The 25175-nt window shown below is 36.3% G+C and carries 21 protein-coding genes; 3 read left to right on the plus strand and 18 right to left on the minus strand.

The annotated features are described in order from the left end of the window. The first annotated feature begins 1 nt into the window (after position 1). Together DRF60_RS03165 and DRF60_RS03170 are read left to right on the plus strand one after the other, a co-directional pair. A complete protein-coding gene (locus DRF60_RS03165) occupies positions 2-1318 on the plus strand; it encodes a hypothetical protein (protein ID WP_116010677.1) in 1317 nt (438 codons plus the stop codon). Positions 1319-1354: 36 nt separating this feature from the next. Beyond that, on the plus strand, positions 1355-1594 hold the full coding sequence (locus DRF60_RS03170; protein WP_007845674.1) for a hypothetical protein: 240 nt from the start codon (positions 1355-1357) through the stop codon (positions 1592-1594). 51 nt (positions 1595-1645) lie between these two features. On the opposite strand, the gene DRF60_RS03175 is transcribed toward DRF60_RS03170, so the two are convergent. The 3 genes from DRF60_RS03175 to dnaN all read right to left on the minus strand — a co-directional run bounded on the left by DRF60_RS03175 (position 1646) and on the right by dnaN (position 6283). Then, positions 1646-2056, minus strand: a complete 411-nt coding sequence (locus DRF60_RS03175) for an META domain-containing protein (protein WP_073335269.1) — start codon at positions 2054-2056, stop codon at positions 1646-1648. Positions 2057-2445: 389 nt separating this feature from the next. After that, the gene (pheT, locus tag DRF60_RS03180) at positions 2446-4848 is read right to left on the minus strand and encodes a phenylalanine--tRNA ligase subunit beta (RefSeq protein ID WP_116010678.1); all 2403 of its coding nucleotides are present in this window, start codon (positions 4846-4848) and stop codon (positions 2446-2448) included. A 304-nt stretch (positions 4849-5152) separates the two neighbouring features. Continuing rightward, entirely contained in the window at positions 5153-6283 is a 1131-nt protein-coding gene (gene dnaN, locus DRF60_RS03185) for a DNA polymerase III subunit beta (RefSeq protein WP_116010679.1), read from the minus strand. A 255-nt stretch (positions 6284-6538) separates the two neighbouring features. Here dnaN and DRF60_RS03190 point away from each other — a divergent pair, with 255 nt between their 5' ends. Further along, a complete protein-coding gene (locus DRF60_RS03190) occupies positions 6539-6895 on the plus strand; it encodes a diacylglycerol kinase family protein (RefSeq protein WP_116010680.1) in 357 nt (118 codons plus the stop codon). Between the two features lie 33 nt (positions 6896-6928). Here the strand turns inward: DRF60_RS03190 and DRF60_RS03195 are convergent, their stop codons facing one another. The 15 genes from DRF60_RS03195 to DRF60_RS03265 form a co-directional block, all read right to left on the minus strand. Then, complete coding sequence (locus DRF60_RS03195; RefSeq protein ID WP_116010681.1) at positions 6929-7111, minus strand: bacteriocin-like protein; 183 nt, start codon at positions 7109-7111, stop codon at positions 6929-6931. 68 nt (positions 7112-7179) lie between these two features. Continuing rightward, positions 7180-7806, minus strand: a complete 627-nt coding sequence (locus tag DRF60_RS03200; protein ID WP_116010682.1) for an SGNH/GDSL hydrolase family protein — start codon at positions 7804-7806, stop codon at positions 7180-7182. A 122-nt stretch (positions 7807-7928) separates the two neighbouring features. Then, a complete protein-coding gene (locus tag DRF60_RS03205) occupies positions 7929-8324 on the minus strand; it encodes a ribonuclease inhibitor (RefSeq protein WP_238639994.1) in 396 nt (131 codons plus the stop codon). Positions 8325-8397: 73 nt separating this feature from the next. Then, a complete protein-coding gene (locus DRF60_RS03210; RefSeq protein ID WP_116010684.1) occupies positions 8398-12093 on the minus strand; it encodes a phosphoribosylformylglycinamidine synthase in 3696 nt (1231 codons plus the stop codon). Between the two features lie 172 nt (positions 12094-12265). Next, positions 12266-13693: a serine hydrolase gene (locus DRF60_RS03215; protein ID WP_116010685.1), complete on the minus strand. Its 1428-nt coding sequence runs from the start codon at positions 13691-13693 to the stop codon at positions 12266-12268. Between the two features lie 17 nt (positions 13694-13710). After that, a complete protein-coding gene (locus tag DRF60_RS03220; RefSeq protein ID WP_116010686.1) occupies positions 13711-14682 on the minus strand; it encodes a WG repeat-containing protein in 972 nt (323 codons plus the stop codon). A gap of 28 nt (positions 14683-14710) precedes the next feature. Further along, the gene (locus tag DRF60_RS03225; protein ID WP_123902623.1) at positions 14711-15697 is read right to left on the minus strand and encodes a hypothetical protein; all 987 of its coding nucleotides are present in this window, start codon (positions 15695-15697) and stop codon (positions 14711-14713) included. An 83-nt stretch (positions 15698-15780) separates the two neighbouring features. Then, positions 15781-17208: an adenylosuccinate lyase gene (gene purB, locus DRF60_RS03230; RefSeq protein WP_116010688.1), complete on the minus strand. Its 1428-nt coding sequence runs from the start codon at positions 17206-17208 to the stop codon at positions 15781-15783. A 235-nt stretch (positions 17209-17443) separates the two neighbouring features. Continuing rightward, positions 17444-17584: a bacteriocin-like protein gene (locus tag DRF60_RS03235; protein ID WP_116010689.1), complete on the minus strand. Its 141-nt coding sequence runs from the start codon at positions 17582-17584 to the stop codon at positions 17444-17446. Positions 17585-17803: 219 nt separating this feature from the next. Further along, a complete protein-coding gene (locus tag DRF60_RS03240; RefSeq protein ID WP_116010690.1) occupies positions 17804-18217 on the minus strand; it encodes a hypothetical protein in 414 nt (137 codons plus the stop codon). A 260-nt stretch (positions 18218-18477) separates the two neighbouring features. Further along, on the minus strand, positions 18478-18864 hold the full coding sequence (locus DRF60_RS03245) for a hypothetical protein (RefSeq protein WP_116010691.1): 387 nt from the start codon (positions 18862-18864) through the stop codon (positions 18478-18480). 84 nt (positions 18865-18948) lie between these two features. After that, on the minus strand, positions 18949-21276 hold the full coding sequence (gene bglX, locus DRF60_RS03250) for a beta-glucosidase BglX (protein WP_116010692.1): 2328 nt from the start codon (positions 21274-21276) through the stop codon (positions 18949-18951). 201 nt (positions 21277-21477) lie between these two features. After that, positions 21478-22185 carry a carboxylesterase family protein gene (locus DRF60_RS03255; RefSeq protein WP_116010693.1) on the minus strand — a complete coding sequence of 236 codons (708 nt, stop codon included), beginning with the start codon at positions 22183-22185 and terminating at the stop codon, positions 21478-21480. A gap of 101 nt (positions 22186-22286) precedes the next feature. Next, positions 22287-23678, minus strand: a complete 1392-nt coding sequence (locus DRF60_RS03260; protein ID WP_116010694.1) for a glucoamylase family protein — start codon at positions 23676-23678, stop codon at positions 22287-22289. A 73-nt stretch (positions 23679-23751) separates the two neighbouring features. Continuing rightward, positions 23752-25167, minus strand: a complete 1416-nt coding sequence (locus DRF60_RS03265) for a RagB/SusD family nutrient uptake outer membrane protein (RefSeq protein WP_202974444.1) — start codon at positions 25165-25167, stop codon at positions 23752-23754. Between the last annotated feature and the right edge of the window lie 8 nt (positions 25168-25175).

Consider the following 25175-nt stretch of genomic DNA (forward strand, 5'->3'; position numbering starts at 1 on the left):
AATGAAATTAAAGGAAAGAAATATCCAGATAGCAATGGTCATCATCACTGTAATGATGACCATTCTTCGTTTTATATTAAATGAAAAAGGAAGAGTGAATCCCGATTCTATCCGTTTCATGAGATTTGCGCATGTTCTTCCGACTATTGACAATACGACAACTCCGGTAGGCTATCCTGTTGGCATAAGGTTGTTTACATTTCTAGGCTTCGATGAGTTCTGGGGAAGTAAGGTTCTTGGGATTGCTGCTTATCTTTTTATTATTTATTTCTGCTGGAAAAAAAAGTTCTATAAACGTGAAGCCATTGCAGTATGCGGATTGTTCAGCTTTGTTTCATTGTTTGCTTATACGATGAGCGAAGCCCTTATTATTCCTTTTGTATTTTTATTTTTATATACTGCCTCGCAGATCATAACAGGAAAACTTGAAAAAGGAAAAGCTATTTTTTATCTTTCTCTTTCATTAATTGCTCTTTATAATATCAGATACAGTGCTTTATTCTTCATTGGAGGAACCGGCCTTTACGGCTTAATATTTTTAAGAAAAAAGTATTCAATGGTATTTATTATTTCCAGTATTATTGGAATCCTGTTTGTGGGAGCTTATAAATTTTTATTTATTGATTATTTTAATGAAAATTATATCAAGCAGGTTCTGGTCATAGGAATTCACCCCACTTCCAAGCTATTGAAAGAACTGATACAGGGATTGACAACTTCATTCAATCCTTTCATCCATATTGCAGATCCCCGGGGAAGCTTCATCAATTATGGTATTTATGGTATTGGTGCCTTGAATATTTTGTTGATGATTTATCTTTTTGTAAAAAATAAGCTGTCCGAAACGGAATATTTCTTTATCAGTATCAGTATTTCCGGCATTGCATGCTCTTATTTTGTTCAGTATTTTTATTCAGTCATCCCTCTCGATTACAGGATTATAGGACCTTTTATAATTCCTGTATGGCTTATTTATTTTAACAGACTTTTCAGGATTTTCAATACTAAAGCCTATGCAATTACTGCAATGAGCTTAGTTTCCGGACTGGCTTTCACATGGCTGTCTAAAGGAAATTATCTTGAAAACAGAAAAGCGGCCTCAGATTTTTTAAAGAGTGAGAAGCTGGATAAAGTTCCCATACAGTTTTTTATTTTAAATGAAGAAAGTCTGGAAAGAATACAGGTTGCTGAACTTTTAAGTACAGTAAACCCTGATATTACCCTTACTTTCAAACCTGAGGATACACTTCGGAGAACGACTCTTACAAGGTATAAAGTTTTGCAAAAAATTAAAATCAACAGGAACAAATATCAATAATTTTATTATCTTTGATTAAAGTTAAAATATAAAAAAATGAAATTACCAAAGTTTTTATTAGCAGACAATTCGGAATTTCCTGAAGATTTATTCGTAGTTCACACAGAATACCCAAGATTTATCTTAAACGTTGAGGAAGAGGAAGTTGAGTGGCTAGATGATTTGGAAGGTGACGATGAAGAAACTATGGCAGACGAAGCTACAAAAGTTGTAGAGGCTGCATTTAAATGGTGTGATGAGGAGTTGGCTAAGTACGACGAAGAAGAGGAAGAGTAATAAACGACCTAAGCATAAAAAAAGGAACTCAAATTGAGTTCCTTTTTTATTTTATTCCGCTTTATTGAATTTCAACAGCAGTAAATTGTCTTTGTAAAGCTCTAAGGTAGTCCCGGAAATCACATATTTATTAGCTTTCCCTACCATATCCATAAAATTCTGCTCAACGCTCATATTGTTGCACATCATTTTTGTAGATCCCATTTGTCCGGCAGAAAAATCACCTGTAGAAGGATCTATCTTAGCTGTTCCGAAATAGTTGTTGCATCCCCCATTCCCATTGATCTTTTCGCCTTCGATATTAAGGGTCGGAACCTTACCTTTTACGTTATCGGCCAATGTCCACTTTGTATTGGCCAGTGAAGGCTGTGCTTTTCCTACTTTAGATGCAGAAGCACTGGACATTGTACCGCACGATGCCAGAATAGCAGCCGCACCTATACTTAAAAAAAGATTTTTCATTTTTTTCTTTTTGATTTAGTCAAATTTAAGGAAATTATATTATTTAAACGGATGGCAAAGAATTTTATTACTTTCGAAAGCTCTATTTTAGGATTAACTTCTAAAAATCAATGGGATTAAATCTTTATCTACTTTTTAGATAATGTTTTTATTTTGGGCTAAGGCCTGTTTATCTTGGGCAATTTTAAAACGGGCTAAAGCCCTTTTCTATTGAATGGTTATCCGGATAAAAGAGAGATTAATTTTTTCTCGCAGATTTGGCTGATTGAGCAGATTTCTATACTTTAAAACATATACTGTAAGATTATGTAGAATTTAATTTGCAATGATTACAAAACAAAAAAACGGGCTAAACTAAAGCCCGTTTTAATGATATATTTTTATCTGAATTAAGATCTTAATTCTGCGTTGTATTCTTTTTGGAATGCTTTGATCAGAGAATCCATTACTTCAGAAATTTCCTTCTCTTCCAATGTTTTTTCCTCATTAAGAAGTTCAAAACTCATAGCATAAGATTTTTTTCCTTCCGGAAGATTCTTTCCTTCATACACATCGAATAAATTAATCCCTTTAATGAAAGGAGATTTGTTCTTTTTCGCTGTCTGATAAAGATCCTCATAGCTGATATTCTTATCGATCAATAAGGCAAGGTCTCTTCTGATCTTATTGAACTTAGGAATATCTTTAAACTTAAGAACGTTTTTAGAACGCAACTCCTGAGCTAATTCAAGTTCTATTTCTGCATAGAAACATTCCTGATCAATATCAAAATCTTTCAGTAAAACGGGAGATACTTTTCCAATTCTTACTAAAGTTTTTCCTCCGGCTTCATAAGCTAATGAATCGGAAAATCTGTCGTCTGTTAAAGCAATTTCTTTATATTCAACACCCAGTTTTTCTAATAATACTTTTACATAGGCTTTAAGATTGTAGAAGCTTACTGCAGATTTAGGCTGAAGCCAGTTTTCAGCAACATCTCTTCCTGTAACAAGAAGGGCCAGCTGTTTTCTTTCTTCATATTTATCTTTTTTATGGTAAATTTTTCCGAATTCGAAGAATTTGATATCCTGATTCTTTCTGTTGATGTTGTACACTGCGTTCTGAAGAAGCCCTTCCAATAAAGATTTTCTCATGAAAGCAAGGTCTCCACTCAATGGGTTCAGCAATTTTACGGCATCAGTTTCATCTTTTACAGAAGTCAGTGAGTTGTTCATAGCTTCGTTAAAGCCAAGCCCCTGCAATGTTCTTGCCCAGTTATTTTCAAGCTCGTCCTGATCGTTAGCACTCAACTTTACTGGTGTAAACGATATTTTTTGGGGAGCATCGATCTTATTGTATCCGTAAATTCTCAGGATTTCTTCAATTACATCAATTTCTCTCGTCACATCAGCTCTGTAAGCCGGTACAGAGATTTCAAGTCCGTTCTGGATCTCATTTAAAACCTGGATCTCAAGAGACTTTAAAATTTCCTTTACTTTCTCTCTGTGGATCTTTGTTCCTAAAATCTGTTCGATCTTTGAGAACCTGATGATCACATAATTATCTTCGATTTTCTTTGGATACTCTTCTAACAGATCGCCAACCAATTTTCCTCCGGCAATCTCCTGGATCATTTTGATGGCGTGGGTCATTGCTGTTCTGGTAATATTAGGATCTACTCCTCTTTCAAATCTGAAAGAAGCATCTGTATTTAGGCCATGAAATTTAGCCCCTTTTCTTACCGCTACCGGGTTAAAATAAGCACTTTCCAGGAAGATGGTTTTTGTTTCATCAGAAACCCCCGAATTGGCGCCACCGAAAACCCCTGCAATACACATTGGGTTATCCTTCCCGTCTTTGATCATCACTTCAGAACCATTCAAAGTTCTTTCAACACCATCCAGAGTGGTGAATTTTGTCCCTTCTTTTACAGTTCCTACTTTCACTTTGCTGCCGGTAATCTTGTCTGCATCAAATGCATGAAGAGGCTGCCCGTAACCGTGAAGAATATAGTTCGTAATATCTACAATATTGTTGATCGGGCTTAACCCGATTGCTTTCAGCCTGTTTTTTAGCCAGGCCGGAGATTCGGCTATTTTCACATCTTCAATAACAGCTCCGATATATCTTGGACACAGATCTGCGTTTTCTACTTCTAATGTAAAATTATGTGAACCTTCACTATTCAAAACCTCAGAATTCACTCTATCAAACGTTGATTTCTGCTGATTGGTTGAAAGAAAAGCATGAAGATCTCTCGCCACACCATAATGGGACATCGCATCTGTTCTGTTAGGCGTTAAACCAATTTCGATCACCTCATCAGTGGTCAATTCAAAATAGTCAGCAAAGTTCTTTCCTACTTCATATTTGGTTTCATCCAAAACCATAATTCCGCCGTGATCATCGCTAAGGCCAAGTTCATCTTCCGCACAGATCATTCCCTGAGAAACCTCGCTTCTGATCTTAGCTTCTTTGATCTCAAAAAAGTTTCCTGTTTTGTCATAGATCTTAGTTCCGACAACGGCTACAGGAACTGTCTGTCCTGCTTCAACATTAGGAGCGCCACAAACGATATTTAATATTTTCCCATTCCCTACATCAACTGTTGTTTTCTTTAGTTTATCTGCATTCGGGTGCTTTTCGCAGGTCAATACTTTTCCTACTACAATACCTTCCAGACTGCCTCTTACACTCTCAAATTTTTCTATCCCCTCCACTTCAAGACCTATATCTGTAAGGAATTCTCCAATCCTTTCCGTTTTCAGTTCCGTTTTGATAAAGTCTTTCAGCCAGTTGTTTGATATTTTCATTTGCTATATTTTGAAAAAAATTATTGAATTTTCGCACACTATGTATTGTACGATTTTTCCCGTACAAATGTCGTGTTTTTTTAAGAAATAGAGAAATTTGGGCATCATTTTAAAACAAATAGTTTTTATTAACCCCGTCTTGTAGAATGAGTAAATTTTTCTGTATAAAAAGATAAATGTGTTGATATATCTTTAGAATTTACAATTATTCGCTAAAATTAACCTTAAAAAAACCAGAGCTCATTTAAAATAAAAAAGAGACTGAAAAAAATTCAATCTCTTATATTTTTATTTATTTAAAATATTACAATCCGATTACCGGCATTGATAACATCAGGATATTTTCACTTTCTTCAAGACCATCAAGAGGCTCAATGATTCCTGGTCTGTTAGGTTGAGACATTTTCATAGTGATATCGTCAGAACCCAAAATGGTAAGCATTTCCGTTAAAAATTTGGAACTGAAACCAATATTGATGTCTTCCCCGTTATAATCGCAAGGAATCTGCATATCCGCTTTGTTTGCATATTCTGTATCTTCTGCATGAAGGTGAAGAATGTTGGCAGACAGCTTAAATCTTACCTGGTTGGTAGATTTATTGGACATGATTGATGCTCTTTTGATCGCTCCCAGAAGAAGATTTCTGTTGATCGTCAGTACATTTGGATTTTCTTTCGGAATTACCGCTGTATAATTAGGGTATTTACCATCTATCAGTCTACAGATCCAGATATGTTTTCCAAAAGTAAATTTAGCCATATTCTCATTGAAGTCGATCGTAACGTCTTCATTGGAGCTGGCCAGAATATTTTTGAATATGTTCAAAGGTTTCTTAGGCATGATGAATTCCATTGGTTCGGCATTCATCAGGTCTGTTCTTTTATACACTACCAGTCTGTGGGAATCTGTAGAAACAAAGTTGGTTTCATTTTCTCCAAACTGGAATAACACCCCAGTCATTACGGGACGAAGAGAGTCATTGCTTGTTGCAAAAAGAGTGTTTGTCAATGCTTCAGATAAAACACCTGCCGGCATGGCCACAGTTTGAGCCGCATCAAATTCGGGAAGTTCCGGATAATCATCGGCGTTATCCAGTGCTACAGCGAAATTGTCTTTTTCATCTAAAATCTCAAGCTGGCTTCCGGTTCCTTCTGCATTATCCTTTACAACGAACGTTAAAGGCTGTTCTCCATACGTCTTGATAAAATCTTGAAAAATTTTAGCAGGAACGGCAAATTTACCCGAATCATCAGACTTTACGTCCAGAGAGGTAACAAGAGTAGTCTCGCCATCAGATGCTGTAATGGTAACGTTATTTCCGTCTAGTTCAAAAAGATAGTTTTCTAAAATCGGTCTCGATTGAGAGCTTGATATTACGCCACTTACAGTTTGCAATGCTTTCTGCAGTTCACCACTTGAAATAATAAATTTCATAGATTTAAAAATAAGTTTCTACAAATATAATAAATAGAAACTATAATGAAAAAAATAATCTTAAGGAGTTTTGAACAAATATCATTAAGCTGTTTTTAAGACATGATTTTAATGTCCGTATTTACTTCTCATCATTAATTCTGATCAAAATCTGATCTCTATTTTCTCGTTGATGAGTGAATATAAGTATGAAAATGGGGCCTGAATATTTCACTTGTATCAAATTACAAATCCTATCTTTGTTAAAAATAAGCTATGCAAAAACCGCCTGTTCACAGAAGTTTTTTAAATGCTTTCCGGGGTATTTTCCTGATGATAAAAACAGAAAGAAATTTCCGGATTGAACTTGCTGCTTTCTTGATAAATCTGATTCTGATCTTCTATTTCAGACTTTCATCTGTTGATACAATTCTAATTCTTATGATTTCAATAGGTGTTTTAAGTGCTGAAATTTTCAATACAGCTATAGAAAAGATATGTGATATGGTTCAGCCTGATTTTGATAAAAGAATCGGTTTTATTAAAGATATTTCAGCCGGAGCAGTTCTTTTGATGACCTTTGGGGCTATTATAGTAGGAATTATTGTTTACTGGAAATATGTATTTCAATAAAAAAGCATCCCGAAGAGGAATGCTTGGTAGTTTTTAAGAACAGTAAAAGTCCCATGATTCGGAGGTCATACAGCCGTTAAATTTTGGACAATACCAGCCATAAGGATAATTACAATTTCCGTTTTCATCTGGAGGGACAGTAATCAAAGGTGGGTTTACTCCTTTTCCATTTACATTTTTCAGTTCCTGTCTTTTAAGTTTTTTCAAATTTTTCATACTTTTTTATTTGTAATCCTAAAACTACAAATAAAATTAATATTTCACCGCGTTAAGACAAATTAATCTTATAAATATTTTTCTATAATTGGTATGGCTGTTTCAGCCATTACGCCGTAGCCTTTTTCATTGGGATGAACGCCGTCTCCGGAAAGTAAAATTTCCTTATCTTTTAAAAATGCAGTATAAAAATCAATATAATGCAAAGTATTTTCAACCGCAATATCTTTAAGAATCTGATTATAAACCAGAATATCCTCACTTGTCCTTAATTTTCCAGTTGCAGTCTGCACTCCATCTATTTTCCGGGAAACAGGAAGAATGCTTACCAGATAAATATCATTAGTATACTGTTTTGCATGCTGAATGGCCTCATTCATATTATTTCTGAACTGGACAGGATTTACCATAGGTACTCCATCCTTCATTGCCAGATCATTGGCTCCATACCCAATAAAAACAATATTTCCTTCGACTGAGTTTCTTGCTGCAAGTTCATAAGGCATTCGTTTTAACAGGCCTTCTGTGGTTTCGCCTCCTATTCCAAGATTAAAAAGGATTAACTCGTTGCTTCCTTCATGAAACCGCTGCAGGGCATATCTTTTAAGGATATCAACCCAACCTCCGAATACTCCGTCATATTCTCCATACGTAATGCTGTCTCCGAAGAACAGCCCATAAACCATTTTCTTCATATTAAAGATATTAGATGTTAGAGGTTAGAAATTAGTACTTTGGGGAGTAAAAGTAATAATACTGTCCAGTATAAACAGAAGCCTTTCATTATTAAAGAACATCATTTATTATTTATTTAATATTACTCCAAAATTAGTGTAATATTTTTGTGCGATTCTATAATTTCAATTAAAATTTCAAACAGGGTCTGGCCTTTTCCTGACAGCAAATTCTCCAGTTTTTGCTGCATTAATTGTATGTTAAATGGTTTCCCCTGTCTGATCTTGTTCTGGTAAAAATTCCGGGTTGATTCAAGTCCTAGATCTTCTTTTGATTTTTGGGACTCTTTCCATCTGATTTCAATTTTTCCTCCACTTTCAAATACTCCAAAGCCTCCGTACAGGATATCGTCAAAGCCATCCAAAGTTCCTATTTTCCAGTCTGTATCTTTCATCAACACTGAAGAGATCTCATCGTAGAATCCGGGCAGGTCTGAAAAATGACTACCATTTATAGTGATTATTTTATAGGAATTCAATATTGTCTTTTTAGAAGTTTAAGTCTTTGTAAATATAAAAAATGACCGCCATTCAGTGGCGGTCATCTCTATTTTATTTGAAGTATTCTACTCCGTTTTTGAATATATTGTGGTAATTCGCGGTCGGTATGTTTTTCATGAGGCCTTCTGCAAAACGCTCAGGATGTCCCATTCTTCCGTAAATCTTTCCGCATGGGCTGATAACTCCTTCAATTCCGAATAATGAGTTATTGGGGTTGAAAGGCATTCCGTGGGCAATGTTTCCGTCAAGATCAATATATTGGGTAGCAATTTGTCCGTTTTCGTAAAGCTTTTTGATTTCTTCTTCGGAAGCCATGAAACGTCCTTCTCCGTGAGAGATTGGAATGGTGAATACCTGATCTTTCATTCCTTTTAACCAAGGGCTTTCATCGTTGACCACTTTTACATTCACCATCTGGGAAATATGTCTTCTAATGGCATTGTGAGCCAATGTCGGAGAATTTTCGTCCAGATCTTTGATTCTACCGTAAGGTAACAGACCGGATTTAACCAATGCCTGGAAACCGTTACAGATACCGATGATCATTCCGTCTCTGTCCAGTAATTCGTGAACAGCGTTTTTCATCTTCTCGTTTTTCAGAACGTTTACGATGAACTTTGCAGAACCATCCGGCTCATCACCTGCTGAGAAACCACCTGAGAAGGCAAGGATCTGAGAAGTCCTGATCTCTTCTACCCATGCATCAATGCTTTCGTCCAACAATTGGTGACTGATATTTTTCAAAGGCAGACTGCTGATCACAGCGCCTTCTTTCTGGAATGCATTCAGGGTATCGTACTCGCAGTTTGTTCCCGGAAATACAGGAGCAAATACTTTCGGCTTGGCAATTCCGTGTTTTTTAATAATAATATTTCTTGGATGGATTGAGTTTGAGTTTTCATCAATTTCAACCGTCAGTTTTTCTTTTTCCTTGGTTGGGAAAAGACTTTCGAATGTTCCGGTATACGCTGCCAGAAGATCCAGGATCGGAGATTCCATACCATTTATCGTTAAGACACCTGAGTCTTTTACTTCACCGATCTGCTGAAGAGAAGCATTACTCAGCTCTTCTTTTGATTCGATGATTAAGCTACCAATATTTTTGGACAATAGAGTACTTTCGTCAATACTGATCTCTGCTCCAAGCCTGTTTCCAAAGCTCATTTTGGCTAAAGCTACCGCAGCACCTCCTTCTTTAACAGTTTTTACGGAAACAATTTTTCCGGCTTTGATATTTTCAAAAATAAATTCGAAAATTCCTTTTAAGCTTTCATAGTTTGGAAGTCCGTTTTCCTGGGGAATATGGTTAAAGAAATATATTTTGTTTCCAGCCTGTTTGAATTCCGGTGAAATTACATTTTTCTTTTCACCGTTGGCACAGGCAAATGAAATTAAAGTCGGCGGAACATTCAGATCCTGATATGTACCGCTCATAGAATCTTTTCCTCCGATTGCCGCAAGACCTAAATTGATCTGGGCATCATAAGCTCCTAAAAGAGAAGCTAAAGGTTTGCCCCATTTCTCAGGGTTTTGGCCCAGTTTTTCGAAATATTCCTGGAAGCTTAACCTGATATTTTTGTAATCACCACCCATGGCAGCGATTTTAGCAACACTTTCTACTACGGCATAAGAGGCTCCCAGCAGTGAATTTTGTTTTGAAATTCCGGTATCGAATCCCCAGCTTGCGAAGGAAACAGTTTCAATATCTTTTGCTCCTAAGATTGGCAGTGTCTGAGCACTCCCTTCCATCAACGTCTGCTGGTATTTTCCACCTAAAGGCATCGCAACAGTAGTTGCACCGATCGATGAATCAAACATTTCCAGCAATCCTTTCTGGGACGCTACATTTTTATCGCTTAATATTTTAAGGAAGTTCTCTTTTGTAAAAGATGCTTCTTCTTCTTTTACTTCTTCAAGATGGGTAATTTTTACATCCTGTGATTTTGAACATCCGTTGGTATCTAAGAATTCTCTTGAAAGGTCAACAATTTTATCGCCTTTCCAGAACATCTGCATTCTTCCTGAGTCTGTTACTTTTGCTACTTCAACGGCTACAATGTTTTCATCTTCACAGAATTTGATAAACTGTTCTTTATCTTTCGGATCAACTACAACTGCCATTCTTTCCTGAGATTCGGAAATAGCAAGCTCAGTTCCGTTTAATCCTTCATATTTTAAAGGTAAAACATCAAGATTCACTTCTAAGGAATCTGCAATTTCGCCGATGGCTACAGAAACTCCTCCTGCCCCGAAATCATTAGATTTTTTGATGAGTTTTGTTACTGCAGGGTTCCTGAACAGTCTCTGGATTTTACGCTCTTCAACGGCATTTCCTTTCTGAACCTCAGAACTCATCGTATGAATGGAGGTTTCGTCCTGCTCTTTTGAGCTTCCGCTTGCTCCACCAACACCGTCACGGCCTGTTGCACCACCTAAAATAATGATGGAATCACCATTTGCAGGCTTCTCACGTCTTACCCAATCTACAGGAACTGCTCCGGTAACAAAACCAACTTCCATTCTTTTGGCTTTGTAGCCTTCATCATAGATTTCCGAAACCATTGTTGTGGCAAGACCGATCTGGTTTCCGTAAGAGGAATATCCGTTGGCAGCCTGTTTTGTAATGGTTTTCTGAGGAAGTTTTCCCGGTAAGGTTTTATCAACAGGTTCTAAAACATCGGCAGCACCAGTCAATCTCATCGCCTGAAATACGAATGATCTTCCGGACAAAGGATCTCTGATTGCACCTCCCAAACAGGTTGAAGCACCTCCGAAGGGTTCAATTTCCGTAGGGTGGTTGTGGGTTTCATTTTTGAATAATAAATACCACGGTTCTTTTTTACCGTCGTATTCTGCTTCGATCTGGATGGTGCATGCATTGATCTCGTCTGAAACAACAAGATTCTCCAGGTTACCTGTTTTATGGAAATATTTACCGCATACTGTTGCCAGATCCATTAAAGAGATTGGCTTCAGCTCACGGCTTAAGAATTTTCTTTTTTCGATATAATCATTGAAAATGGTTTCCAGTGTATGTTTGAAATCTCCCTCAAACTGGATGTCTGACAATTCTGTTTCAAAGGTGGTATGACGGCAGTGGTCACTCCAATACGTGTCTAAAACTTTCAGTTCTGTTTCGGTAGGGTTTCTTTTTTCTGTTTTAAAGTATTCCTGAATAAATTTCAGGTCGTCCAATCCTAAAGCAAAGCCGTGGTTATTGTAAAAATTTTCAAGCTCAGCATCATCGAAACTGATGAAATTTTCGTGAATCAAAACTTTTGTCGGAACTTCATCTGCAGGAATATTTAAGATGGAAAGATCTTTTTCCTGAGATTCCACTTTATTGATCAGAAGATCTTTGATCTTGACAAGGTCTGCTTCAGAAACTCCTTCAAACCGGATCAGTTTTCCGCTTCTTACTTTAGATTTTTCATTCTCCGTAAGCAAAGCAATACACTGCTGCGCAGAATCTGCACGCTGGTCATACTGGCCGGGAAGAAATTCCATGGCAAAATGGATTCCTTCGGCAGGATTTTCTTCATGTAAAATATCAGTAACCGGATCTACGAAAGTGCTGTTGACAACCTTTTCGAATTCACCGTCATTCAAATTGAAAATATCGTACACATTATATACTTTCACACTTTTGATTGACGGCACAACCGCTTTTACTTCATCAAAAATTTTTGGACTTTCTACATCGAAAATTCCCCTCTTTTCTACGAAAATTCTTTTGTTATTAGACATTAGATGTCAGATTTTAAATATTAGATTTATTTTTCTTTTACTTTTTCTGAGTTCAGAGCATCCCTGTCAGATTGTTACTTTCTGTACTGATCCTCTGTTTGAGTGTTATGATCCACCTTATATTATTGAGTGCAAATTTACTCTTTTACTTTCTTTTTCTTCTATCTTTTTCTTATAATACCAAGGTCAGATTATTATCTTTGGTACCGTCATTATTGGATGTGTTTTTAGAAGCTCCAATCCATTCTTCTTTATTCAATACAAATTTAAAAGAATAGGGTTTTCCTTTTTCAAATCTGGAGACAGGAACTTCCAATTCATAAAGGTTTTTATCCTTTTTTATCATCTGATATTCTTTATTTTCAGCATTCCAATCATTGAAACTTCCCGCTACAGCGATAGTATTGATAAGGTTTCCATTTAGATTTTTCGGATGTGTGTAAGAAAAAACGATTTTATCTTTCTTTACGGAATATCCATACACCTGTTTTTTATCTGAAGTTGAAACAAGATCGGTGACTAAACTTGTAGTACCATTATAAAGTGCGGAAAATATTTCAGGACCATTGATGTTTACAATCATACAGACCCCAACATTCAACTCGGGAAACACCGTAAACAAGCTATTTATCCCATAGGATCCACCATGCTTAAATCCTCTTTTACCCTGTTCAGTAATCCAATATTTGTCCCAAAAATATCCATACCAATCTTCTTTGCTATTTTCAATATTTCTTTGAGATTCCTGTACGATTTTGTTTTGTGAATCGAGTTCTTGTTTTAAAAACTTCACCATATCACCCATTGTAGATTCAGTTTTCGAGCCACCAGATCCCCACAGAAGGCTACGTGAAACAGGCATCAGACGATAATTTTCATGATATCCATTGGCCTGAACTTCATTTTTATCAAGTTCTAGTTTGGTATGGTTCATCCCGGTTTTTGAAAAGATATTTTCTTTCAAAAGGGTTTCATAGCTCTTTCCGTAAATATTTTCCAGCATAAGGCCAGTTAATTCAAGACTTAAATTGCTGTATTTATATTCTTTACCTGGCTCCATGTTTAATTTGACAGTGGCCAGATCTTTTTTAAAGTTTTCTTTTGTATATCCATCATTAAGCTTCTCGTATAGAAAAGCTGTTTCATCTGTCATGTTCTTTCTCAGCTCATCATCAATAGGGAGATTTCTAGGTAAGGCGGTTTCATAAGAAATTAAATTCCTAACTTTTATGGGAACACCATTGTATTCTAAGTTTGGATAAGGTTCTCTCAGATATTTACGTACATCATCATCAAGGCTTATTTTCCCTTCCAGAACTGCCTGAGCCAATAACTGGCCTGTAAAAAGTTTGGTAATGGAAGCTATGGCAAAATAAGTATTATCATCTGCTTTATTTCCTTTTCCTTTGTCTATTTCCCCAAAGTGTCTGGTATAGATTTTTCCATCTTTTATAATTCCGACAGAAACAGAGTATGCTTTTGATTCTTCTGCAACTTTCTGAGCAGCTGCATCTATAACTGAGTAAATTGCTTTATCTGTTTGTGCATAGTTTTTCACAAATCCCAAAGCCAATATCAATACTAGTATATGTTTTTTCATCTGCTGAGTAAATTCTGCTATTTATTTATGAATTTGTTAGGGTTATCCTTATGTTCTTTCTGAAAATCCTCTGCATTTTTTATTTCTTCTTTCAGCCAGTTTTCAAAAGGAACTTTTTTATCATTATAATCCTCTATAGCATAAAACGTTTTACCATCTTCTGAAACCAGAAATTTGAAACGATAAAGCATATCTAAATCCTTCTTCTTGTAATTATAGGTATTCACCCGGTAATACGGAAAATTTTCTTTTGGTCTTTCTACAATTTCAAAAAACAGGTTCTTTTCATTTTCAGACAGTTTATTGTAAAAGTTTACATAATAAAGATCTGAAAGCTTTTTCTTCTGTTTTTCAAAAAACTGAAGGATATACTTCTCTTTTTCGTTGTATTGAAACGGATTCGGGTAGTACTTACTATCTATTTCAACATTCTGTCCTGTTGGTTTTGCCAATGGCTGAACGGTTTCTCCTTTGACATTCATCACTCCCCATTTTCCACCAACAATAGATCTATGCTCCTCATTTGTTTTTTCCCAATCGCAGCCGTCACAAAATGCGGCGTATCCGTAATTAAAGGGTGATACAAAATCATGCTTAGCTTCAATAACGATCTTACCGTTACGGTCTGCAAATCCTACTTTACCATTCTTAACCAATCTTCTCAGTCCTTCCGTGAAGTAATCTGTTCCATTATCGTAAAGGAAAGGCTGATACAGAAATTTCCCATTTCTGTCATACACATATCCCCATGCATTTTTTTTTGGTTTTTCCCCATCTTTACTGCCATCAAAAAGAATGGTTTCTCCTTCTACAGGATCTCCATCTTTAAGAAATGAAAAGACTTTGAATTGTGCAGGAACAATTATTTTCCCTGCTTTATCTTTTACTCCAACCAAAGAATCTTTGGATTTAAAATAATGTAAATCCTCTTTATTCTGAGAAAAAGAAATGAATGGTATCAGTATGATGGTTAAAAGTATTTTTTTCATTGAATTGGAAGTGATATCAAAGCTTAATTTACTCGTCTTTGCTGAAATCTGTTTTCTTACGCGAATTTACAATAATATAATATTTTTCAGCAACATTATAATCTATAGAATTGTTTAGCTTCCACTTCTGATAACCTTCATAATCAAATTGATGATTTTCCGGTGGACTTAATAAATAGTAATATTGTTCCATTAAATATTCGTCTGTAAAACCGTCATTTCGAAGTTTTGTGAAGAACGAAATCAATTTATCTACTGTGAAATTACCTTCTTTAATTGGCTTGAAATTTTTTTCTGTCTTATAATCTATAAAACCGTTAATTCCCGCAATTTGAAAATCTAAAAGAGTTCCGGGAATTCCTGACGCTCTTTCATATTTATCAATATTCTCGTATATCCACTTCATCTTATTTGTGGCACTACTCATTGTAATTCTTAATAATACTGTGTCACGAGCAGCAATAGGTGAATAAAGGATATTCGAATATCTTGTTAGAGGGTTATTTTCTACAATTTTTCCTGGCTGTAAATTCTTTAAAAATTGGTCATGAATTTTATCCAGAACTAAAGTATCATTCCCTTTTTGGCTTATTTCTGAAATAAAAGTCCAAAACCCGGCATCATAAACCCTTACATTAATTAATCTGTTAAGATGGCTAAAATAAGTACTGATTCCGTGAAGTCTGAATTTACCTTCTTTAAAAGTTACCGTTTTATTTACTTTTTCACTTTCTTTAGGGCGGTACTTTCTTTCATTCAACTCTTTAAAATAATGATTTAAAAGTCTTTCCTCATCAAGAAAAGCTGGAATGATTTTAAATTTATACACTGCATCATTACTTTTATTTTCATATTCTGCGGCAAAAACACTGTCATTTTTAGAGTTTGTAAACAATGCAGTTCTAGAAAAGTCACCAAGACTAACAGGAGCAGTCATCCCTGAAGCCATATGATTGAAATAGGTATTGGATTTGATTTTTTTATTTGGTTTTAAATCCTGAGAAAGTATAATCACAGGAAAAAAAAACAAAATAAAAAACAAGTAAACCTTCATACGAACCAAATAAAAAAATGCAGCCCAAAAGGACTGCATATGTTTTATACTTTAAGATCAGCCTCCAATCCTATCAGGTCTTTATTTTTATCCAGAATCGGCTGGACTTCATTACTAATGAACTCCTCTGTCTGGATCGGTGCGAAACCTATAAAGTTTTTAGGATCTAAAACTTCTTTTAATTTTGTTTTATCTAGTTTTAAAGAATCATCATTTAAGATTCTCTCGATAAGATCATTTTCTTTTCCTTCTTCTTTCACTTTTTTAGAAGCTTCCATAGAATGAACTCTGATCACTTCGTGAATTTCCTGACGGTCACCACCGGCTTTCACTTCTTCCATGATAATATATTCCGTTGCCATGAAAGGAAGCTCTTCCATGATATGCTTGTTGATTCTGTTTGGATATACAACAATTCCGTTCATGATGTTGTTCCAGATTAACAGGATGGCATCAACAGCAAGGAATGCCTGAGGAATCGTCAGTCTTTTGTTCGCAGAATCATCCAAAGTTCTTTCAAACCACTGTGTAGAAGCTACCATCGCAGAGCTTGTCGTCAGAGACATTACATATTTTGCCAAAGCTCCGATTCTTTCACTTCTCATTGGATTACGTTTGTAAGCCATTGCTGATGACCCGATCTGGTTTTTCTCAAACGGCTCTTCAATTTCTTTTAGGTTTTGAAGAAGACGTAAATCGTTGGTGAATTTATGAGCAGACTGGGCAATATTTCCTAATAAGGCAACTACTTTAGCATCAATTTTTCTGTCATAAGTCTGACCTGAAACACCGAATACTTTTTCAAACCCAAATCTTTTTGAAAGCTCCTTATCTAAGTGTTTCACTTTAGAATAGTCGCCATTGAAAAGCTCTAAGAAACTTGCGGCAGTACCTGTAGTTCCTTTTACACCTCTGAAACGAAGTGTTTCCAGAAAGAAATCCAGTTCTTCAATATCAAGGACCAGGCTTTGTAGCCAAAGTGTAGCTCTTTTCCCTACTGTAGTCAGCTGAGCAGGTTGGAAATGGGTAAATCCTAAGGTAGGAAGATCTTTATACTGAATTGAGAAATCTGCTAAGTTTTTCATGACGTTAACCAGCTTTTTCTTTAAAATCAAAAGCCCGTCACGGATCTGAATAAGGTCTGTGTTATCTCCTACAAAAGCCGAAGTAGCACCTAAATGAATAATTCCTTTTGCGGAAGGCGCCACATCACCATAAGTGTGAACGTGAGCCATTACATCATGACGGAATTTTTTTTCGTACTCAGCTGCTTTATCATAATCGATATTTTCAGCATTAGCTTTAAGCTCAGCAATTTGCCCGTCTGTAATATCTAGACCTAAGTCTTTTTCAATTTCAGCCAAAGCTATCCAAAGCTTTCTCCAGGTACGGAATTTGTTATTATGTGAGAAATTAAACAACATTTCTTCACTGGAATAGCGCTCTTCCAATGGATTTTTGTAGGAATTCATTCTTTCTTTTACTTTTTAGATGTACAAAAATACGGATTTTCAGTGAGAGATGAAAATTGTGAATGTTGTTTTAAATGTTAGTCAAAATTGATGATTTTATTCTGCATTTTTAAGCAAATCAAAGACTATTTCTGAAGATCATTTTTCAAGCAGAATATCTAGATTTGAATCACTTATAATAGAAAAAGCCGTTCTTTCGAACGACTTTGTTGTTTGTTTGAGCAAGGATCGAATGCTACAGGGCGAGTCCACATTCCGTCCCTACCGGGATACATTTTCTCACGAATGAACACCAGAAATAACCTGGCAAACACATAGGAATACCTCCCTGAACTGTTTTCAATTCCTGCTTTGTAAGTTTTTTTAGATTTTTCATATACTATTTTTTAGATTTTCCTACTCTACAAGCTTTTCGGATTCCGCTATGATTTGGTCATAGCAATATACATTTTTTAATCGAAAATAAAATTTCAATATTCATTAATTATTTTTACTGATTTTTTCAAAGAATCCTTTAATTAGAAATATTTGAAAATTAACATGCATGCATAAAAAAAGCCGCTCTTACGAACGGCCTTGTGTATTAAGATTGGATCTACTGATAAATCACAACATTGTCTTTTTTAAGTTGATATCCTTTTTTCTTAAAAGGAACTAAAACATAAGCTTCTTTAATATGGCTTCCACTTTTCCACATTTTGTTTTTCCCTCCTCTCTCAAGGATAATGCTTTTTGCATTTTCATACGGAATAAAAACTTCAGCTTTTTTCATATCCTTACTAAAAATAACAGCTGTCATTGAAGTGTAACTTTTATCTGAATTCACTTCTTTTAATTTAATTTTCTGTTCGAAAACCCTCACACAATCATTTTTGATTTGTGAATACGTATACCCTGCGGAGCCTCTACAGCCATGAACATCTTTATCACCTCCTAAAACAGGAGATTTTTGTTGAGTAAAGGCTAAAAAGCCAAGGAACATTGTGCACAATAAAATAGTTTTTTTCATATTAGAATATTAATGGTTAAGTTTTTATACAAATAACAATAGTAACAAGGTATCAGTTAATCTAAGATACAAAAAAAACGCTCAATTTGAAAACCTTAAAATATATTATTTAACCTGAATTCGGGATAAGGATTAAATTAAACGCAAGATAGACAAAGCTTTAAAAAACATTCATTTGATTTTTTAAATTACACTCCTTATGCAATAAAAAAAGAGACTGTCTTCACTGACAGCCTCAATTGTACTTTATAAATCTGGATTTACTGATAAATCACAACATCATCTTTTTTAAGCTGATATCCATTCTTTTTGAAAGGAACCAATACATAGCCATCTTTTTTCCAGATTTTACTTTTTCCAGCTCTTGTGAGGATCAGGCTTTCTCCATCTGTATCCGGAACGAAAACTTCGGCTTTTTTTAGATCTTTGCTGAAAATCACAGCAGCCATTGAAGTATAGCTTCCTTTAGGGGCAACTTCTGTTAATTTAATCTTCTGCTCAAAAACCCTTACACAATCTTTTTTAATCTGGGAATAGGTATATCCCGCAGACCCGATACATCCGTGGGCATCTCTGTCACCACCTTTGATCTGTGCGAATATAAAAGAGCCCAAAAACATTGCGCCAAGTAAAACCGTTTTTTTCATAATTATTATCTTAAAGTTATAACTGTGCTATTAAAAATCATGCCAAAAAAGGAAAAGCCACTCAAAGAATGGCTTTAGCTGTTATTATTTCGTCCAGTTGATTCTTGAATGTTTAACGTCATCAGAATTGGTTCCGATCATGATATCAAATTCTCCCGGTTCCCAGTCAAATTTCAATTCACCATTGTAGAATTTTAAGCTTTCCGGTGTAATATCAAAAGTTACTTTTTTAGATTCTCCTTTTTTCAGGAAAATTTTCTGGAATCCTTTTAGTTCTTTTACCGGTCTGGTAATGCTTCCTACCCTATCTCTGATATACAGCTGCACCACTTCAGCTCCGTCATAGTTTCCTGAATTGGTAACCGTTACAGAAGCCTGAATTGACTGATTTCCTTTTGGGTTAGGGTTTGAAACTGACATATCAGAATAGCTGAATTGAGAATAACTCAGACCATAACCGAACGGATATAGTGGTGTATTACATTCGTCCATATAGTTGGAACGGAACCTTTCGTATACACATTTATCAACTTTATCCTGACTTAAAGGACGTCCAGTATTTTTTGCATTATAATAAATCGGAACCTGTCCTAAGCTTCTTGGGAAGGTCATCGGGAGTTTTCCTGAAGGATTTACTTTTCCGAATAAAACATCTGAAATAGCATTTCCTGCTTCTGAGCCGGCAAACCAAGCGTTCAGGATAGCATCAGGTGTATCTTTTACATTGGTTAAAGCTAAAGGACGTCCTGTATAAAGTACCATCGCGATCGGCTTTCCGGTTTTTTTCAGTTCATTTAATAAATCAACCTGCGACTGAGGAATGGTAATTTCTGTTCTTGATGAAGACTCACCACTCATTTCCGCAGATTCTCCAATTGCCAGAACGATAACGTCTGCTTTGTTGGCTACATCAACAGCTTCTTTTAATAATTGTTCTTTGGAACGACTGTCTCGGTCTGTTTTTTTACCGTGAGCTGCATAAATATCTTCTAATTTAGCATCATAATCAATGTTGGCGCCTTTTGCGGAAAGGAATTTCACCTCTTTCCCGTAATTAGCCTGAAGACCCTGCATTAATGAAACTGAAGCCGCGTGTTTTGTAGCAACACTCCATGTTCCGGCCATATTCAGAGAGTTATTTACCAACGGACCGATTACGGCTACTGTACCGGATTTTTTTAGTGGCAATACATTATTCTCATTTTTTAATAAAACCATGGACTGGGCTGCTGCACTTCTTGCCACATTGCGGTTCTCCATATTATAAACCTCTTTTGAAGCCAGTTTTGCATCACCGTAACGGTAAGGATTATCGAATAATCCAAGATCGTATTTTGCTTCAAGAATTCGTCTTGCTGCCATGTCAATCTCGGCCTGTGTAACTTTCCCTTCGTCCAGAGATTTTTTAAGAGTTGTTAAAAATCCTTCTCCTACCATATCCATATCTACTCCGGCTTTCAGAGCTAAAGCTGATACCTGCTGAAGGTCTCCCATTCCGTGTTCCGTCATTTCATTGATCCCGGTATAATCGGTCACTACGAAGCCTTTGAAGTTCCACATTTTTCTGAGCACATCGGTTTGCAGCCATCTATTTCCGGTTGCCGGAACTCCGTCCACTTCATTAAAAGAGGCCATTACAGAAGCTACTCCTGCATCTACAGCGGCCTTATATGGAGGGAAATATTCGTTAAACATTCTCACATGGCTCATATCTACCGTATTATAATCACGGCCGGCTTCTCCTGCTCCGTATAATGCGAAGTGCTTTACACAGGCTAAAATAGTATTATCAACGGAAAGATCTTTACCCTGATAGCCATAGACCATATTTTTAGAAACTTCGCTTCCTAAATAAGGATCTTCTCCGGAACCTTCGGAAACTCTTCCCCATCTTGGTTCACGGGAAATATCCACCATCGGCGAGAAGGTCCAGTTGATACCGTCTGAAGATGCTTCTTTCGCAGCAATTCTTGCAGACTGCTGTACCAGATTCATATCCCAGGAAGCAGCGAGGCCCAATGGAATTGGAAAAGTGGTTTCGTAACCATGGATGACATCCATTCCGAAGATCAAAGGAATTTTCAGACGGCTTTTTTCTATGGCGACTTTCTGAACTGCTTTGATTTTATCTGCTCCTTTTATATTGAACAATCCTCCTACCAGTCCCTGCTCTACTTTTTTTCCGATATCTGAACTTTGGGCCTGTCCTGTGGTAAAATCTCCGGACGTCGGCAGGTTGAGCTGGCCAATCTTTTCATCTAAAGTCATTTTAGATAAAAGATTGTCTACGAAAGCTTTTCTTTTCGCCTGATACTGGGCTGTCTGGTAAGACTGCACCGGCCTGGTTACCATTTCCTGTGCGGAAAATACAGGTGAAAGGGCTAAAGCTGCGAGTACAATTAACTTTTTCATAAATCTATCTTCTTAAATTATAGTTCTAATTTTATTTTATTGTTTAACCGTGGTTTTTTTTTGGATAACGAAGGTGCTGTTTTTTAAGCTGTATGTTTTTAAGACGGAAAAATTTTATCTGCGATAGAATTGATCATGTTATCATTTTCCGCCTTCTTTAAACATTCTCGATTTTTGGTTCTGCACTATTCACCAAAAAATTTATTCTCCTTTTTTCTTAGAAAGCATCCATTCATATAGTTTCGGGTCTGAATAGGTGGAATCCCAGGAATTATGGTTATCATCGGGAAAAATAGTTAATGTAGCCGTTGGGTTTACTTTTTTTAAAGCCTGATACATTTCTATCGAATTCATTGGAGAAACGACATCATCATTCCCCCCGTGAAAAATTTTTACAGGCAACTGTTTAAACCGATCAATATTGGCTCCCATTACTCTGTCTGCCGGAGCACATACAGGAACTACCGCTGCAAACATTTCCGGATGTTCCATAGCTAATTTCCAAGTTCCCCAGCCTCCCATCGAAAGTCCTGTAAGGTAAATTCTTGAGGCATCAATTTTATATTTTTTCTGAATTTCTTTGATCAGGTTATAAACCGTTATGGTATCCCACCATGAATCTGCAGGACATTGTGGTGCTAAAATAGCTACCGGTTCTTTGATCAGGTTTTTATATGTGAACGGACTGTGGACCTTAACCGCTTCAAGATTATTCCCTCTTTCTCCTGAACCGTGAAGGAATACGATCAGCGGAACGTTTTCTTTTACTTTTTGAGGATAATCAAGAATGTAGGATATTTTCTCTGTTCTCTTAATTTCTTTATTTAATTCTGCTTTTATTTCCTGGGCGTTCACCTGTAATGAAAATGGAAGGAGTAAAAAGGGCAGATGTTTTAGTTTTAATTTCATATTGTTATTCGATTTTGACTTAAGCCTTTTGTTATGACACTTTTTATTTATATGGGTTATATCTCATTTCTATTGAATAAAAATAGCATTTAAAAATCAGATTATTTGATTCCGTATTTCTCAGACTGGAAACTTAATTTTTTAAGGCCCTGCTGAATCTCAGGGGCATTCATAAATAATTTCCAGAGGAATCCGGTTCTGTAGTTTTCAATCATAGGCGCTATTGTTCCCTGATCTATTGCTAAATATCTTGGTGTAAACCAGTTGTTATAATTCACTGAAGTTGCATCATAAGGTCCTGCTGATCCAATAAATTCAGGCTTTTCTGTGTAAAGGAATCTAAGGAAATCCATAGATTCTTTTGGAGTGTAGGGAAAGCTGCTCAATGCTGCGGTAGGTGTTATCACGCCATTGTCATTGGTAGGCATATGAGCTGTGTATCCTGTACTTCCGTCTTTATTTCTTGTGTATCCGGCTGTCAGTCCCCAGTAGTTTGGCCCATAGCCTTTCCACTGCTTCGGGTTTTCAACGCAGTATTTATAGTCGATAAGAACTTGATTTTTGTTTAAGTCGAAATAATTTTTTACCAGTTTATCAGAAAGTCCGGTAGGATCCAGACCGATATAGGAATATTGTGACCAGAAAAGCGGCCCGCCGTATTCTTCGGCATAATTGTGTTTTACATACAGAGGAAGTCCGTATTTTGTTTTATCTGTAAGGTAGCTCCCGTTTCTCGTCCAGCCTTTGTAATACGTTTCGGCATCGATAGGATGTGTCGGTGATGAAGCAGCTAAAATGTACGTAATCAAGCATTCATTATACCCTTCCAGCGGAAAATTCATTTCCCATTGGTATTCCGGTGACCAGTGCCAGTAAAGGACTTTTTCACCTCCTTTTGTATACCAGTTCCATTGTATTCCTTTCCAAAGCTCATCACATTTTGAGGCAAGGGCTTTTTCTTCTGCATTTCCGTTTTTAAAGTATTCACGTACCATTAAAATTCCTGAGGTAAGAAATGCGGTTTCAACAAGGTCTCCACCATTATCTTTCTTTCCAAAAGGAACAGTTTTTCCTGTTTCTCCATTGATCCAGTGGGGCCATGCACCTTTATGACGGTCTGCTTTCGCCAGAAAATCCATCATATGGGTAAGTCTTTTAACAGCTTCCTGCCTTGGAATAAATCCTCTTTCCACTCCTACCAGAAGAGTTGCCAACCCAAATCCTGAACCACCAGTTGTTACCACATGCTTATCATTATCCGGATAGATATTGTCTTCATGATAGCGTTCTCTTCCCAGCATGGATTTTGGTTCAGCGTAATCCCAAAAATATTTCAGGGCATCTTTCTGAACTCTGTCCATGAGCTGTTCGTCTGTGATGTCACTTTTTACAACTTCATTTTGAGTAATTTCCTGTTTCGGAGATTTGGAGTTTTTGCAAGAGTATGCGAAGAATAAAGAGGTTACGGCAATTGATAATACGGTCCTTTTCATGAAATCTTTTTTAACTGGTTTTACTAAAAGAAGAGGAGAACTTTCATTCTCCTCTAAAGTTTTATTATTTATTTTAATAACCAGGGTTTTGAGTTAAGACCCCATTACTCTGACCTATTTCTATAAAAGGAATTGGGAAAAGTTCATTCTTTCCGGCTTTGAATCCATAAGGAGCCAGCACTGTAGCAGCCTGTCCTGTTCTTACTAGATCTACAAAACGGTCGCCTTCCATAGCAAGTTCAACTCTTCTTTCATGCCAGATAGCAGTTCTTAAAGCAGATTGAGAAGATGCTGTGGTATTTGGCAACTGGGCTCTTGTTCTTACTTTATTAAGGTTTGTAATTGCTGTTGCAGTATTTCCCAATTCATTTGCGGCTTCCGCATTGATTAATAAAATTTCTGCAAAGCGCAAAACTCTGATATTTTGAACTGACCCATCGTCACAAGCTGTATTTTGCTGACTTTTAGGAACATATGCTTTTTGATTATATGTATTAACAGAGGTTGGATTGGCATTAATAAGGTCACCTTCCGGTGTAATTTCTCCGTTTCTCAAAATTGTTAATTCTTTACGAATATCACCAGGCTCAAAAGCATTCTCAAGTGCTTGGGAAGGGGTAAAAAAGCCCCAGCCAAACTGATCTTTTGCCCCCTGTACCTGTGAATACTGGCTTCCTTTGTACTGCCCTGTACAAGCACAGTCAATTTCGAAAACTGATTCAGTACCAAACTCTCCTGCCACTCTAAATAAATGGTTGAAATCAGGGTCTAATGAATACCCCATTGCAATCACTTGATTAGAAGCATCATAAGCTTTCTGCCAGTCTTTTTTATATAAAAATACTTTTGACAACATACCTAATGCAGCACCCTTAGTTGCTCTACCTAGATCTGAAGCACCATATGACTGGGGTAAAACCTGCGAAGCCGCCGTTAAATCAGAAATTATAAAATTATAAACTTCATCTGATGTATTTCTAGGAATATTATAGTTCTCCTGAAGACCATCAAAAATTGGAACACCTCCGTATATTCTTACTAAGTTAAAATAAAAATAAGCACGTAAAAATTTAGCTTCAGCTAAAAGTCTCTCTTTTAAAGCAGTATTCATTTCAATTGCCGGAACTTTTGAAAGTACCTGATTACAACGGGCTATTGCCTGCCACTGCCCACCCCAGTATCCTTTAACACCATCATCACTGGAAGTAAAAGTAAACTGGTCATATGCATTAATGAAAGAAGCATCGCCAGGGTTTGAGCCTTTTAATACATCATCAGCCGGCACTCCAAAAAGATATTGATATGGAAACGCTGAATTATCCCAGCTTCTTAAAAAATTATAAATTGCATTGGTAGCCTGAATAGCATCACTTTCTGTTTTAAAGAATTCTGAAGCATCAGTTCTTCCTTCAACAGGTATATCTAAATAATCACTCTTACAGCTTAAAGCCGCAGAAAGCATGAATATGGAAAATATTATTTTTTTCATGATAAAAT

Source organism: Chryseobacterium elymi (assembly GCF_003385495.1).
Taxonomy (GTDB): domain Bacteria; phylum Bacteroidota; class Bacteroidia; order Flavobacteriales; family Weeksellaceae; genus Chryseobacterium; species Chryseobacterium elymi.